Genomic DNA, 15,049 nt, shown 5'->3' with positions numbered 1-15,049 from the left:
CCATCACGGAGACTTCCCGCCATGCAGATCGCGTCCCTGCTGGACCAGCCGCTCGGCAATCTCGCCGACTGCGTCCGTGCCCACGCCAACGCCCGTCCCGCGCATCCCGCCGTCATCGACGATCGCGCCAGCCTGTCGTATCGCGAGTTCGACGAACTGGTCGACCGCGTCGCGGCGGCCCTGCAGCGCGATGGCCTGCAGCCGGGCGATGCGCTGGCGATCTGCGCCGCCGCGTCGATCGAGTACGCGGCGGTGTTCCTGGGCGGGCTGCGCGCCGGCGTGGCGATCGCACCGCTGGCACCGTCGTCGACCCCGCAGGCACTGGCCGGCATGATCGCCGATTCGGATGCGAGGCTGCTGTTCGTCGACGCGCCGGTGCTCGACGCCCTGCAGGGCGCCGGCATCGAAGCCACGGTGCCGCGCATCGGACTGGGCGGCGCGCAGACCGGCAAGGCCTTCGCCGACTGGCTGGCGCCGGCCGGCAGCCGGCCGCGCGAGACGCCGCTGCGCGAGGGGCAGGTCTTCAACATCATCTATTCGTCCGGCACCACGGGCGCGCCCAAGGGCATCGTGCACGACCACGCGCTGCGCTGGAATCAGATCCGCCGCACGCACGAGAGCGGCGGCTACGGGCCCGACGCGGTGACGCTGATCGCCACGCCGCTGTATTCGAACACCACGCTGGTCAGCTTCATTCCGACGCTGGCGCTCGGCGGCACCGTGGTGCTGATGCCGAAGTTCGATGCGCAACGCTATCTCGAACTGGCCGAGCGGCACCGCGTCACGCACGCGATGCTGGTCCCGGTGCAATACCAGCGGCTGCTGGCCAGGGAGGATTTCGATCGCTACGACCTGTCGTCGTTCCGGATGAAGTTCTCGACCAGCGCCCCGCTCGGCGCGGCGCTGAAGGCCGACATTCTGCGCCGCTGGCCGGGTGGACTGGTCGAGTACTACGGCATGACCGAAGGCGGCGGCAGCTGCGTGCTGGCCGCCCACGAGTTTCCGGACAAGCTCCATACCGTCGGCAAGCCGATGGAAGGGCACGACATCCGGCTGATCGACGACGACGGCAACGAGGTGCCGGTCGGCCAGATCGGCGAGGTGGTGGGGCATTCGAACACCATCATGGCGGGCTATCACAAGCAGCCCGACAAGACCGCCGCCGCGGAGTGGTATGACGCCACCGGCAAGCGCTTCATCCGCACGGGCGACGTCGGCCGCTTCGACGAGGACGGCTTCCTGACGCTGATGGACCGCAAGAAGGACATGATCATCAGCGGCGGCTTCAACATCTATCCGAGCGACCTCGAAGCGGTGCTGCAGCAGCATGCGGACGTGGTCGAATGCGCGGTGGTCGGCGTGCCTTCGCAAAGCTGGGGCGAGACGCTGGTGGCCTTCGTGGTGTTGCGCGAGGGCGCGGCAGTCGATGCCGAGGCGCTTCGCGAATGGGTCAATGCGCAGGTCGGCAAGACCCAGCGGCTCGCCGCGCTGGAGCTGTGCGCGCAGCTGCCGCGCAGCGCGATCGGCAAGGTGCTCAAGCGCGAACTGCGGGATGGGTTTCGTGGGGGCAAGGCGATGGCATGAGGCGTCAGGGTGGCCGCCACCCGCCCGCTATAATCCGCCGACCGATCGACCGCCCAACGCTCCCCTCCATGCTCAAGGACCCTGTCGAAGCCCGCCCGACGCGCCGCTATGTCGAGAAGCGCGAGACCATTCTCGATGCGGCCGCGATGCGCTTCAATCGCAAGGGCGTGCGCGGCACCACGCTGTCGGATGTCGCGCAGGACGTGGGCCTGAGCACGAACAGCATCACCTACTACTACCGCAAGAAGGAAGATCTGGTGGTCGCCTGCCTGTTGCGGACCATCGACGAGATGGTCGGCATCGCGGCGCAGGCGAGCGAGCTGCCCACGCCGGGCGAGCGGGTGGCGGGCTTCATCCGCTTGTTCTTCGCGCGGCTCGCGTTGACGGCCACCGGAGAACGTCCGGAGCTGATGAGCTTCCGCGAGATCCGCACGCTGCCGGACAGCCATGCGGAGGTCGCGTTCAGCGCGTACAACGACATGTTCCGCCGCATCCGCCAACTGCTGCGCGAGCGCACGCCGGTGGACGCGGCCGAGCGCAGCGTGCTCAGCGCGCGCGCCCACCTGCTGCTGTCGCTGGCGACGGGCGCGATGGTCTGGATCGAGCGATACGAGCCCGAGGACTATCCGAAGGTCGCCGAGTCGGTGATCGATCTGCTGCTGCACGGCATCGGCTCGCGCGCGGCGCGCTGGCAGCCGACGCTCGATACCGCCGCGCTGCTGCCTTGCCTGGACCAGCCGGAAACCACGCAGCAGGCCTTCCTGCGCGCCGCCACCGAACTGCTGAACGAGCAGGGCTATCGGGGCGCGTCGGCTGACCGCATTTCGGCGCGGCTCAATCTGACCAAGGGGTCGTTCTACCACCACAACGAGAACAAGGATGACCTGATCGGCGCCTGCTTCGATCGGATGTTCGACGTGATACGCAGCACGCAGACGCTGGTCGAGAACGGGTCGGGCACCGGCTGGGACAAGCTGTGCGCGGTCACGCGCGCGCTGGTCCACTACCAGTTCTCCAGCCAGGGGCCGCTGCTGCGGCTGACGATCTATGGCGCCTTGCCCGAGGAAATGCGCAAGGAGAAGATGCTGACGATGAACCGGCTGTCGGCACGCTTCGTGCGATTCCTGGTGCAGGGCATGCAGGATGGTTCGATCCGGCCGCTGGACCAGTCGATCGCCGCCCTGCAGATCAACGGCATGATCAACGCCGCGGTCGAGCTGCGCCGCTGGGTGCGCGATGCCTCGGCCGACAACGCGGCCGACCTGTTCGTGCGGCCGCTGCTGATGGGGATCCTGTCGCCGGCGTAGCGGCGTAGCGGCGTGGCGGTGCTGCGGAGATCGGCGCCGCCGGCTCGGTCGACCGAGCCGACCAGCCGTCAAGACGAGCCGTAAAGATCAGCCGTCAAGATCAGTCATACAGATGGCACGCCACCATCTGCCCGTCGCCGCTGTCGCGCAGCGCCGGTTCCTGCGATTTGCAGCGCTCCATCGCCACCGGGCAACGCGTATGAAAGCGGCAGCCCGACGGCGGATGCATCGGGCTGGGCACCTCGCCACGCAGTACGATGCGTTTGCGTTGCCGTTCCGCCTGGACATTGGCCACCGGCACCGCCGACAGCAGCGCCTGCGTGTAGGGGTGGCGCGGCTGCGCATAGAGCGCGTCGCGATCGGCGATCTCGACGATGCGGCCCAGGTACATCACCGCGATGCGGTCGCTGATATGGCGCACCACCGCCAGGTCGTGCGCAATGAACAGGTACGACAGCCCGAGCCGCCGCTGCAGGTCCATGAAGACATTGACCACCTGCGCCTGGATCGAGACGTCCAGCGCCGACACCGGCTCGTCGCAGACGATCACGCCGGGCTTGAGCGCCAGCGCACGGGCGATGCCGATGCGCTGGCGTTGCCCGCCGGAGAACTCGTGCGGATAGCGGTCCGCCATATACGGTAGCAGCCCGACCATCTCCAGCAGCTCGCCGACGCGCGCCCGCACGGCCGCGCGATCGCCGGCCATGCCATGGATCTCGAGCGGCTCGGCCACGATGTCGCGCACCTTCATGCGCGGGTTCAGCGAGCCGAACGGGTCCTGGTAGACCATCTGCACGCTGCGGCGGAAATGCTTCTCCTGCGCGCGCGTCATCCGGGCCAGATCGGTGCCGTCGTAGTCGATGTGCCCGCCGCTGGCGGCCAGCATCTTCAGGATCGCCAGGCCGGTGGTCGACTTGCCGCAGCCGCTCTCGCCGACCAGGCCCAGCGTTTCGCCCTGGCGCAGCGTGAACGAGACACCGTCGACGGCCTTGACCGAGCCGACCTGGCGCTTGAACACCACGCCGCGCGTGACCGGGAAATGCACCTTCAAGTCCTGCACGCGCAGGATCTCGCGGCCGATGGTGCGCGGGCGGGGCGCCGGAGCCGGGGCGGCGAGCGGCATGCCGCCGGCGTTCAAGGCGGCGTCCTTCATGGCGGGCGTGTCGAGCGCGGCGGTGGCGGTCATGGCGTCTCCTGCAGGTGGCACGCATTCAGGTGAACGGACAGGCCGCGGCCACCGGTGGTCCGCAGCATCGGGCGCGTGACGCGGCATTGCGCCTGGGCCAGCGCGCAGCGCGGCTGGAACGCGCAGCCGGGACCGAGCGCGGTCAGGTCGGGCGGCTGGCCCTCGATCGGCACCAGCGCCTGGCTGGTATCGCCATCGAGCCGCGGCACGCAGGCCATCAGCCCGCGCGTGTACGGATGGCGCGGCTCGCGGTACAGGTCGTCGGCCGAAGCCATCTCGACCAGGCGACCGCCGTACATCACCGCGACGCGATCGGCGTAGCGCGCCACCACGCCGAGGTCGTGCGTGATCAGGATCAGCGCGGTGCCGAGCCGCTGCGCCAGGTCCTTCAGCAGATCGAGGATCTGCGCCTGCACCGTGACGTCGAGCGCGGTGGTCGGCTCGTCGGCGATGATCAGCTGCGGCTTGCAGGCCAGCGCCATCGCGATCATCGCGCGCTGCCGCATGCCGCCGGAGAACTGGTGCGGATAGGCATTGAGGCGGCTGGCCGGCTCGGGGATCTGCACCTGGCCGAGCAGCTCGGCGGCCATGCCGAGCGCGGTCTTCCACGGCAGCTTCTGATGCAGCTGGATCGGCTCGGCGATCTGCTTGCCGATCGTCAGCGCCGGATTCATCGACGACATCGGCTCCTGGAAGATCATCGCGATGCGATTGCCGCGGATCGCGCGCATCGCGTCGGCGTCGAGCTTGAGCAGGTCCTGCCCGTCGAACAGGATCTCGCCGGCGTCGATCGAGCCGGGCGGACGCGGGATCAGGCCCAGGATCGACAGCGCCGTCACGCTCTTGCCGGAGCCCGATTCGCCGACGATGGCGAGCGTCTCTCCGGGCGCCACGTCGAAGGAGACCTGATCGACCGCGGTGACCACGCCGCGATCGGTGCGAAAGCGCGTGGTCAGGTCGCGGACCTGCAGGATCGGCTGCGTCATCGCTTGCTCCTGGTGGTGCGAGGTTGGCGCCGGCATCGGGCAAAGCTGCCGGCGGCGTGTGCGGGCTTGGGCGGGTTTGGGCTCAGAAGCCCATCTTCTTCTTCATCTCCTGATCGATCCACAGCCGCGCGTAGATCGGTCCGGGCCGCACCGCGCCGGCACGCAGTTCGCCGCCGTAGTTCTTGACCCACGGCCACCAGGCCGTATAGACGTACTGCGTCGGCAGCCAGATATACGGCGCCTGCGCGACGATCTCGCGCGTCAGCGCGCGCAGCGCCTCCTGCCGCTTGCCGACGTCGCGCAGCTCGAAGGCTTCCTCGACGCGCTTGTCGAACTTCGGATCGTTCCACTGCGAGGCGTTCCACACCTGGCCGCTGACGAAGCTCTTGCGGATCGTCGTGGTCGGATTGGTGTGGCCGTTGTTCATCATGTAGCCGGGCGCGTTGGTCTTGGTCGTCATCGCCGACAGGAAGGCGCCGTACTCCATCGGCTGGATCTGGATGCGCACGCCCACCTGTTCGAGGTAGGCGGCGATCAGCGGCAGCAGCTCCATATGGTCCGGGCTGCAGGCGCACACCTGCACCTTGAAGGTGAAGCCCTTCGGATAGCCGGCCTCGGCCAGCAGCTTGCGTGCCTTGTCCGAGTTGTAGGTGAACAGCTCCTTGACGTTGTCCGGCATCGCGCTGAGCGGCTCGTAGTAACCGACATAGTCCGGATGCTGCGGATAGGCGAACAGCTCGGCGTTGCCGCCGTAGTACTGCTTGACGATCTCCTGCTTGTTGATCGCCATGTTCAGCGCCCGCCGAACGCGGATATCGTTGAACGGCTTGGTGTCGACCCGCAGCGCCAGATACTGGCCCGTGTACGACAGCCAGCGCGACCACTGCAGCTGCGGCGCGCTGCGCTTGAGTTCGTCCACCGCGGTCCAGCGCAGGCCCTCCATGATGTCGAGCTTGCCGGTGCGCAGCATGGTGTTGCGCGTGGCCTCGTCCTTGATCGTGCGCAGCACCACCTTGTCGACGAAGGGCAGCTTGTAGTCCTTGTTGCCGATGCGCTCGCTGTCCCAGTACTGCGGATTCTTCGTGTAGGTGCTGGCGTTGCCCTGCACGAACTGCGTCAGCGTGAACGGGCCCGTGCCGTTGACGTTCTTCCAGTTGGCGGCGCCGGCCGTGGCCACCTCCTTGGGCATGATCCCGGAGTAGTAGCCCCAGCCGAAGCGGTAGTCCCATTCGGCGTTGAATTCCTTGAAGCGGAACACCACCGTGTGCTTGTCGCGCGCCTCGACCTTGCTCAGGTGATCGAAGTACGTCGGGATCTTCTTCGCGCTGGCCTCCTGCCGGCTGTAGCTGAACACCACATCCTCGGCGACCAGTTCGCGCTCTTCCATCACGCCGGGCTTGGCGGGGAACTTGACGCCCTTGCGCAGCTTCACCTCGAGCGTCAGCGGATCGGTCCATTTCCACGATTCGGCCAGCTCGCCGCGGATCGCGTCCTCCGGCAGCCAGGCATCGGCCTGGAAGGCGTACTTGCCGCCGTTGCGCTTGGCCTTGCTCAGGTCGGCGGCGAACAGATGCTCGTAGACCTGGCCGGTGTCGTAGTTCTGCTTCCAGTTCCAGTCGGCGAGATCCCACGACAGGGCGGAGATGGTTGGGTAGACCGAGCCGATCTCCACGGTGCCGCCGTATTTCGGCGCCTCGGCCTGCGCGATGGCGCTGCCCGCGGTCACGGCCATCCCGGCCAGCGCGACAGCCGCGGCGATGGCCGCTGCCCGTTTCGCCGTGCGGTGGACCGCCTTGTCGTTGTCGATCATCGCTGTCTCCTGTCTCTGTTCTTGTAGGGGGTGAGTCCGTGCCGTGCTGCCGGGCGCCGTGTTCACGGCTGCCGTGGCACCGGGTGCTGTAGTACCGGTTGCCGCGTTGCCGGGCACCGTCGCTATCGCGTGCCCCGCATGCGCGGATCGAGCAGGTCGCGCAGCGCGTCGCCGTAGACGTTGATCGCGTAGACGACCACGGTCAGGCAGGCGCCGGGCGCCAGCGCCAGCCACGGGCCCTGGAACATGAAGGTGCGGCCGTCGCCCGACAGCATGCCGCCCCAGGTCGGCGCCGGCGGCGGCACGCCCAGGCCGAGGAAGGACAGTCCCGACTCGGCGAGGATCGCGGTACCGACGCGGGTGGTGAACAGCACGATCACCGGCGGCAGCACGTTGGGGAGGATGTGGCGCCACAGGATGCGCGGCGTCGACGCGCCCATCGACTGCGCGGCGTGCACATACATGTTCTCGCGCACCGAGACGACCGCGCTGCGCACGATGCGCGAGCCGCCGATGCCGAGCAGCAGGCCCAGCGTCACCACGATCTGCCAGCTGCCCGGGCCAAGCACCGACACCACCACGATCAGGATCACCAGGTCCGGAAAGCTCATCCACGCATCGACGAAGCGCTGCGCCACCAGGTCGAACTTGCCGCCGAGATAGCCGGTAAGGATGCCGAGCAGTACCGATACCGCGGTGGCCAGCGTCGCGGCCGACAGGCCGATCACCACCGACAGCTGCGCGCCGTACAGGCAGCGCGACAGCATGTCGCGGCCGAGGTTGTCGGTGCCGAAGGGATGGGCCCACGACGGCGCCTGCAGGCGATGCAGCATGTTGATCTCGTTGACGCCGTAGGGCGCCAGCACATCGGCGAAGACACCGCAGAACAGGAAGATCGCGCAGATCACCGCGCCTGCCGCGCCGAGCGGCTTGTCGCGGAACAGGCGGCGCAACAGGCCGAAGCCGGGCCAGTGGCGGGCCGTGGCGGACGCCGATATTGCCGTTGCTGCGGTTGCTGTCGCCGTTGCTCCGGAAGCCGCCACGGTCGCCGCGGCGGCGTCGGCCGCCGCCGGCGCGACAGGAGTCAGGGGAGTCGCGGAACGTGCCATCAGCGATGCCTCACTTTCGGATCGAACAAGCCGTAGCTGAGGTCGACCAGCAGATTGATCAGCATCACCGCCACGCCGACCACCAGGAAAACGCCGGTGATCACCGGATAGTCGCGTTGATGCACCGCATCGAGCAGCAGCAGGCCCATGCCGGGCAGCGCGAAGATCTGCTCGATGATGACGGCGCCGCCGATCAGCAGCGGCGCCTGCAGGCCTACCAGCGTCACCACGGGAATCAGCGCGTTGCGCAGCGCATGCCGCAGGATCACCATCCGTTCGTTCAGCCCCTTGGCCCAGGCGGTGCGGATATAGTCCTGGCGCAGCACCTCCAGCATCATCGTGCGCGTCATCCGCATCGTGATCGCCGACAGCGCCATGCCCAGCACGATCGCCGGCACCAGCATCTGCTCGATGTGCTGCAGCGGGTTTTCGCGGAACGGCACGTAGCGAACCTCGGGCGACCAGCCCCACCAGACCGACGGAAACACCATCACCATCGTGCCCAGCCAGAAGCTCGGCACCGCCAGCATCAGGATCGAGAACGAGCGCGCCACGTAGTCGGCCGCGCTGTCCTGCCGGATCGCCGACAGCACGCCGATCGGCAGCGCCACCGACAACGCGACCACCAGCGCGATGGCGCCAAGCGACAGCGTCACCGGAATGCGCGCCATCACCATCTTCAGCACCGGCTCGCCCTGCCACAGCGACACGCCGAGATCGCCGTGCAGCACGATATTGCCGATCCAGTGCAGGTATTGCTCCCACATCGGCCGGTCGAGGCCGAGCAGCTGCATCAGTTCCTCGCGGCTGCGCACATCGGCGCTGATGTCGTTCTGGCTCAGCATCAGGTCGACCACGTCGCCCGGCACCAGCCGCACGATCGAGAACACGATGATGCTGGCGAACAGCAGCGTGGGCAGCAGCGCCAGCAGCCGGCGCATCAGGTAGGCGCTCATGGACGCCTCGCGTGACGAGGGGCGCGGCGGGCCGCGCGCGCCGATGCCGGCGGGGATACCGGCAACACGATTTCTGCTGATGCTCCGGCCATGCTGTCTCCTGTTTCCGTCCACAGGTCATTGCCTGTGGCGGTATTTCGGCACGCGGAATGCAGTTTTTGTGCGGGACGATACAGCGACCGGCTTTGCGCCAATCGCGATCCCAGCATACTCATCGTTCGAAGCGATGACAACCCGGAAGCGCCCCCGGCGCTCTAGTGAATTTCCCGGGGGCGGGCGGCGGCGCGGCCTCTGCTTTGTCGCCGCGGCGGCTAGTAGCCGCGCAGCCGGGCCCAGCGATCGGCGTGGAAGTTCGCGTCGCCCAGCCACTCCTGCGCGGTGCGTGCGCGCTTCATGAAGAAGCCGATCTCGAACTCGTCGGTCATGCCGATGCCGCCGTGCATCTGCACGCCTTCCTGCACCGCGAGCGTCGCGGTCTCGCCGGCGCGGGCCTTGGCGGCCGACACCAGTGGCTCGGGGCCGTCCGGCGCCGATTCGTCGAGCCGTTGCTGGCAGCGCAGCACGATCGCGCGAGTGAGTTCCAGTTCGGTGAACAGATGCGCGGCGCGGTGCTGCAGCGCCTGGAATTCGCCGATGATCTTGCCGAATTGGCGGCGCTCCTTCAGATACGCCAGCGTGCGGGCGAAGGCCTCGTCCGCGATGCCGAGCAGCTCGGAGGACAGCACCGCGCGGCCGATGTCGAGCGCGCGCTCGAGCAGGGCGCCGCCGCCGTCGACTTCGCCGAGTACGGCGTCCGCGGGCACCTGCACGCCTTCGAAGACGATGCGCGCGGCCTGCGTGGCGTCGGCCAATACCGCGCGTTCGATCCGCACGCCCGGGGTGGCGCGGGGCACCAGCAGCAGCGTGATGCCTTGCGTGTCGTCGGCTCCGGCGGCATTGACGGCGTTGGCGGCATTGGTGGCATTGGTGGCATTGGTGGCATTGGTGGCTTGTCCCGCCCGGGCATCGCCGGTGCGCGCCGCGACGATCAGCGTATCCGCGACGTGGCCGTCGACGACCAGCTGCTTGGTGCCGTCGATGCGATAGCCGCCGGCATGCGGCGTCGCACGCGTGGCCAGGCGGAACGGGCGATGCTTGCCGGCTTCGTCGAGCGCCAGCGCGGTCAGGTGCCGGCCGGATGCGATGGCGGGCAGCAGCCCGTCGCGTTGTGCATCGCTGCCGTAGTGCGTCAGCAGGGAGGCGCCGATTACCGCGGTGGAGAGGAAGGGCGAGGGCGCCAGCGTGCGGCCGATTGCCTCCATGATGACGCCGGCTTCCACCACGCCGAGCCCGCTGCCGCCGTAGGCCTCGGGCACCAGCACGCCGGCCAGGCCGAGGTCGGCAAAGCGTTGCCACAGCTCGCGCGAGAAGCCGGTCGGATCGCCGCTGTCGCGCATCGCGCGCAGCGCGGAGATCGGTGCGTTCTCGCGCAGGAAGGTCAGCGCGCTGTCGCGCAGCATGTCCTGGGTGTCGTTCAGTACGATGGCCATGTCGATGTCCGCGAAGGGTGCCGGGCGCCGTGCGATCGCGCGGCCCCGGCCCGGTGAAGGGAAGGAAGGGGCAGTGGCGTCAGGCGCCGGGCAGGCCCAGGATGCGCTTGGCGACGATGTTCAGCTGGACCTCGCTGGTGCCGCCCTCGATCGAATTGGCCTTGGTGCGCAGCCAGGCGCGCGCGGTGGCGCCCTGATGGCTGCGCTCGCTTTCCCATTCGAGCGCATCGCTGCCGCCGATCGACATCAAGAGCTCGTAGCGTCGCTTGTTCAGCTCGGCGCCGTAGTACTTGAGCACCGACGAGAAGGCCGCGATGCCTTCACCTTGCTTCGCCAGGTCGCGCACCCGTTCGCCGGCGAAACCGAACGCGGCCTCGTCGATCTCGAAGCGGGCCAGTTGCGCGCGCAGCATCGGCTCGTCGAGCCGGCCGGCCGCATCGGTGCCGATCGCCTTGGTGGCGTGGCGCCCCAGCGGCTGCCGGAAGCCCCGGCTGCCGATCGCGCTGATCATGTCGCGCTCATGGGTCAGCAGATACTTGGCGATCTCCCAGCCGCCGTTGAGTTCGCCGACCAGCTGGTCGCGCGGCACCACGACGTCGTCGAAGAAGGTCTCGCAGAACGGCGACTTGCCGGAGATCAGCACGATCGGGCGGGTCGTCACGCCCGGCGTCTCCATGTCGAACAGCAGGAAGCTGATGCCGGTGTGCTTCTGCGCGGAGAAATCGGTGCGCACCAGGCAGAAGATCCAGTCGGCCCTGTCGGCATACGAGGTCCAGATCTTCTGGCCGTTGACGACGAAGTGGTCGCCACGGTCCTCGGCGCGGGTCTGCAGCGCCGCCAGGTCGGAGCCGGCGTTCGGCTCGGAATAGCCCTGGCACCAGCGGATCTCGCCGCGCGCGATCTTCGGCAGGTGCTCGCGCTTCTGCGCCTCGCTGCCGTACTTGAGCAGCGCCGGCCCGAGCATCGAGATGCCGAAGCTCTGCAGCGGCACCCGGCAGCCCAGCCGCTGCATTTCCTCGCGCAGGATCTTGGCCTGTTCGCGGCTCAGGCCGCCGCCACCGTATTCGCGCGGCCATTCGGGCACGGTCCAGCCGCGCTCGGCCATCCGTTCGAGCCATTGGCGCTGGGCCTCGGAGCGGAAGCGGAACTTGCGTCCGCCCCAGCAGATGTCCTCGTCGTCCTGCACCGGCTGCCGCATCTCGGGCGGGCAATTGTCCTGCAGCCAGGCGTGTGTCTGCTGCCGGAACGTCTCCAGGTCTTCCACGGTGGTCTCCTGTCGCGGTGGCCGGCCTCTGCGGGCCGTGGTCGTTGCTTGAACCCCTTGCTCGAACCGTGCGCCGCCGAATACGGACTGCGCCGATCCGGGGCCGCAGGGCCGTTATACAAGCGGGCGCTCGCCACCGTCAATACGCTATTTACGAAAACGGTATCGGCCATGCAGAGCGCGCATATCGAATATGCCCCATGCGGTGCAGTTTGAAAGGCAACATGGCGGAGCGCGAGCGCTGTGTTAGCATCGCCGGAAACATACCAGAGTTACGAAACAGGTCGACGGCGCGATGCGCCGGAGCGGCCGAGGTGGAGACATGGAGACCAGCGAGGCTTCGATCGACGAAGCGGTGTGGACCTTCCCCGGCGCGCGCGCGCCCGACCGCCGCCGCTGGGTCGACGCCAGCGGCCTGCGGCTGGCCGTCTACGAATGGGGCGAGCCGGATGCCACGCCGCTGCTGCTCGTCCATGGCGCGCTCGATTTCGCCCGCACCTTCGATGGCTTCGCGCCGCTGCTGGCCGATGCGGGCTACCGCGTGGTCTCGTACGACCATCGCGGCCACGGCGATTCCGATCACGCCGATCTCTACAACTGGGTCGCCGATGTGCGCGACATGCTGGCGGTGGCGGATTCGATCACGCGTGAGCCGTGCCTGGCGGTCGGCCACAGCAAGGGCGGCTCGCTGCTGGTGCAGGCGATCCAGGCGCTGCCGCACCGGTTCATCCGTTTTGCTTCGATCGACGGCCTGCCGTTCCGCAGCCCGCATGCCGACAGCGCCGTACGGGAACGCAAGTCCTCGCTGACCGGGCCCGTCATCGCCCGCTGGCTCGATGCGCGCCGCCGCAGCGGCGAGCTCGAGCGCCGGCCCGGCACGCTGGAGGAACTGGCACAGCGCCGCGCCCGGATGAACCCGCGCCTGAGCCATGAATGGCTTTGCTACATCGCCTCGCACGGCGCGCGCCGCGACGAGCAGGGCTGGCGCTGGAAGCTGGACCCCGCGATCGGCGTGGGCGGCTTCGGACCGATGCGGGTGCGCTGGATGACCGACAGGCTGCCGGGTTTTCCGATCCCGATGCTGGCCATCTTCGGCTCCGAGAAGGAACCGATGGGCTGGGACGCGACCGCGGACGACCTGATGCCGTTCTTCCCGGCCACCACCGAGGTCCATCGCATGCAGGACGTCGGCCATTTCATCCATATCGAACGGCCGCAGGAGACGGCGCGCCGCATCCTTCAGTTCTTCGGCGCATGACCATGTCCTCGATTCCGTCCCTGCGCCAGTCCCTGCGCCAGTCCCCGCCCCACTACCTGCGCCACCATCGTCTGCGGCTCGCGCTGCATCGGCTCAAGGATGGCGGCGGTCATCCGCTGCTGTTGCTGCATGGGCTGGGCGAACGTTCGCCGACTACCCTGCCGGCCGAATACGCGAGCTGGCCCGGTCCGATCCATGCGCTCGACTTCACCGGCCATGGTGAATCGGACCTGCCGCGCGGCGGCGGCTACAGCTGTGAATTCCTGATGGCCGATGCCGACATCGCGCTGGCGCATCTGGGCCCCTGCACGGTCGCCGGACGCGGCATCGGCGGCTATGTCGCGCTGCTGCTGGCCGGGGCGCGTCCGGGCGAGGTGCGCGGCGCCATCGTGCGCGACGGACCCGGGCTGTCCGGCGGCGGCGGCGCGGCGCGCAGCCCCTATATTCCGGTGCCGGATCTGAACCAGTTGGCGCCGCCCGATCCGTTTGCGATTGCGGAGCTGGCCAATGACGTCCGCCCGCCCAGCTATGCGTCGAGCTTCGCGATGCTGGCCTCGCAGCATTCCGACCTCGATACGCCCATCTCCGTCTGCTGCTGCGAGCGCCCGCCGTGGCTCGCCGCGGTGATGGAGCTGCTGTCGCTGGAGCCGGTCGCGCTGGACCAGGCGTTGCAGCAATACGCGGCCGCTGCGGGCGCCGGCATCCGCCCGGAGCGGGAGTCGGCATGAGCCCGGCCCTGTCGTCCGCGCGCGAGTCCGCCGACGCGGACGACGATGCCGAGCGCGGCTATCTGGACCATGTGTCGCGGCATTTCCGCCGCAATGCGCTGGCCTTCCTGGCGCACGGCATGCTGGGCATGACCGGCTTCCGGCTGGTCACCGCGCCGACCTTCGTGCCGGCCTATCTCTACCTGCTGTCCGGCTCGAAGCTGACCGTCGGCCTGGTGCTGTCGGCGCAGTACGCCGGCATGGCCGCGTCGTCGCTGTGGGGCGCGACGCTGATCGAGCATCGGCAACAGGTGATGCCGATGCTGTACCGCGTCGGCTGGCTGGTACGGCTGCAGGTGCTGGGGCTGGCGCTGTCGGCGCTGTGGCTGTCTGGTGCGGCGGCGCTGACGGCGGCGGCCGTCTTCCTGCTGCTGTTCGGGCTGCTGAACGGCGTGCAGAACGTCGCCTTCCAATACCTGACCTCGAAGATCATTCCGCTGCATCGCCGTGGCGGACTCAGCGCGCTGCGCAACTTCTTCGGCGGCCTGACCGCGGCGGCGGTGGCCTGGCTCGGCGGGCGCTATCTGGTCGGCAACGACGTGCTCGGCAACGGCTATGCGGCGACCTTCCTGGCCGCCTTCGTGCTGACCAGCCTCGGCATCTCCGCCCTGGCCGGCATGCGCGAGCCCGCCTTGCAGGACGTGCGCCTGCCGGTCGGCTTTCGGCGCCGCATCCGCGAGGTGCCGGCCTTGCTGCGGGCGCAGCCCGACTTCGTGCGCTTCTTCGTCGCCCGTGCGCTGGTGGCGCTGGGCATGATGGCGATGCCGTTCTATGCGATCTATGCCGGCCAGCATATCGACCTGTCCGGCGCCACGCTGGGCTATCTGAGCCTGGCCTATCTGCTGGCGCAGACCGCGAGCAATCTGCTGTGGGGCCGGCTGGCCGACCGCTGCGGCTATCGTCTGGTATTTCTCGCCAGTATCGCGCTATGGATCGCCGCCACCGCGCTGCTGCTGTGCTGCGGCTCGCTGGGCTGGTTCGTGCTCGCCTTCTGTGGGCTGGGCGCGGGCTTCGGCGGGTTCTTCATCTCGGCCGACAACCTGGTGATGGAATTCGGCGCACGCAAGGACCGGCCGATGCTGCTGGCCGTCGCGGGCACCGGCACCTACGCGATGATGGCGATCGGCCCGGTGCTGGGCGGCATGCTGGCGCAGGGCGTGCGCTTCTGGCTGGTGTTCGCGCTGGCCATCGCGGTCAAGTGCCTGGCGTTCGCGATGGCGCTGGCGATGAAGGACCCGCGACGACGGCCCGGCCCGTTGCCGCCGAACCAGGGCGATCCCATGACGTCGTGAC

Annotated in this window: 12 protein-coding genes; 5 read left to right on the top strand and 7 right to left on the bottom strand. The window is 68.6% G+C overall.

What is annotated here, in order from left to right:
- Positions 1-21 precede the first annotated feature (21 nt).
- Together AC6EI8_RS01930 and AC6EI8_RS01925 are read left to right on the top strand one after the other, a co-directional pair.
- Positions 22-1,584, top strand: a complete 1,563-nt coding sequence (locus tag AC6EI8_RS01930) for a class I adenylate-forming enzyme family protein (protein ID WP_498381135.1) — start codon at positions 22-24, stop codon at positions 1,582-1,584.
- A gap of 68 nt (positions 1,585-1,652) precedes the next feature.
- Complete coding sequence (locus AC6EI8_RS01925; protein WP_150082255.1) at positions 1,653-2,891, top strand: TetR/AcrR family transcriptional regulator; 1,239 nt, start codon at positions 1,653-1,655, stop codon at positions 2,889-2,891.
- Positions 2,892-2,991: 100 nt separating this feature from the next.
- Here the strand turns inward: AC6EI8_RS01925 and AC6EI8_RS01920 are convergent, their stop codons facing one another.
- The 7 genes from AC6EI8_RS01920 to AC6EI8_RS01890 form a co-directional block, all read right to left on the bottom strand.
- Entirely contained in the window at positions 2,992-4,077 is a 1,086-nt protein-coding gene (locus tag AC6EI8_RS01920; protein WP_498381134.1) for an ABC transporter ATP-binding protein, read from the bottom strand.
- Positions 4,074-5,063 (bottom strand): ABC transporter ATP-binding protein, encoded by a 990-nt coding sequence (locus AC6EI8_RS01915; RefSeq protein WP_498381133.1) that lies wholly within the window; start codon positions 5,061-5,063, stop codon positions 4,074-4,076. Before AC6EI8_RS01915 ends, AC6EI8_RS01920 begins: the two co-directional genes overlap by 4 nt.
- Before the next feature lie 82 nt (positions 5,064-5,145).
- Positions 5,146-6,873 (bottom strand): ABC transporter substrate-binding protein, encoded by a 1,728-nt coding sequence (locus tag AC6EI8_RS01910; RefSeq protein WP_498381132.1) that lies wholly within the window; start codon positions 6,871-6,873, stop codon positions 5,146-5,148.
- Positions 6,874-6,995: 122 nt separating this feature from the next.
- Positions 6,996-7,829, bottom strand: a complete 834-nt coding sequence (locus tag AC6EI8_RS01905) for an ABC transporter permease (protein ID WP_187829282.1) — start codon at positions 7,827-7,829, stop codon at positions 6,996-6,998.
- Positions 7,830-7,981: 152 nt separating this feature from the next.
- Positions 7,982-8,938 (bottom strand): ABC transporter permease, encoded by a 957-nt coding sequence (locus AC6EI8_RS01900; protein ID WP_149319586.1) that lies wholly within the window; start codon positions 8,936-8,938, stop codon positions 7,982-7,984.
- A gap of 311 nt (positions 8,939-9,249) precedes the next feature.
- Positions 9,250-10,467 carry an acyl-CoA dehydrogenase family protein gene (locus AC6EI8_RS01895; RefSeq protein WP_498381131.1) on the bottom strand — a complete coding sequence of 406 codons (1,218 nt, stop codon included), beginning with the start codon at positions 10,465-10,467 and terminating at the stop codon, positions 9,250-9,252.
- Positions 10,468-10,546: 79 nt separating this feature from the next.
- A complete protein-coding gene (locus tag AC6EI8_RS01890; protein WP_498381130.1) occupies positions 10,547-11,731 on the bottom strand; it encodes an acyl-CoA dehydrogenase family protein in 1,185 nt (394 codons plus the stop codon).
- A 322-nt stretch (positions 11,732-12,053) separates the two neighbouring features.
- On the opposite strand from AC6EI8_RS01890, the gene AC6EI8_RS01885 reads away from it, so the two are divergent.
- From AC6EI8_RS01885 to AC6EI8_RS01875, 3 genes are read left to right on the top strand one after another with little or no spacing between them, the layout of a single operon-like run.
- Complete coding sequence (locus AC6EI8_RS01885; protein WP_149319589.1) at positions 12,054-12,989, top strand: alpha/beta fold hydrolase; 936 nt, start codon at positions 12,054-12,056, stop codon at positions 12,987-12,989.
- A gap of 2 nt (positions 12,990-12,991) precedes the next feature.
- A complete protein-coding gene (locus tag AC6EI8_RS01880) occupies positions 12,992-13,717 on the top strand; it encodes an alpha/beta fold hydrolase (RefSeq protein ID WP_498381128.1) in 726 nt (241 codons plus the stop codon).
- A complete protein-coding gene (locus AC6EI8_RS01875; RefSeq protein WP_265634682.1) occupies positions 13,714-15,048 on the top strand; it encodes an MFS transporter in 1,335 nt (444 codons plus the stop codon). Before AC6EI8_RS01880 ends, AC6EI8_RS01875 begins: the two co-directional genes overlap by 4 nt.
- The last annotated feature ends 1 nt before the right edge of the window (position 15,049 follow it).

This window comes from Cupriavidus sp. R6-3 (genome assembly GCF_059772245.1).
The sequence above is the reverse complement of the archived record's forward strand: the minus strand, read 5'-3'. Positions and strand labels throughout refer to the sequence as shown.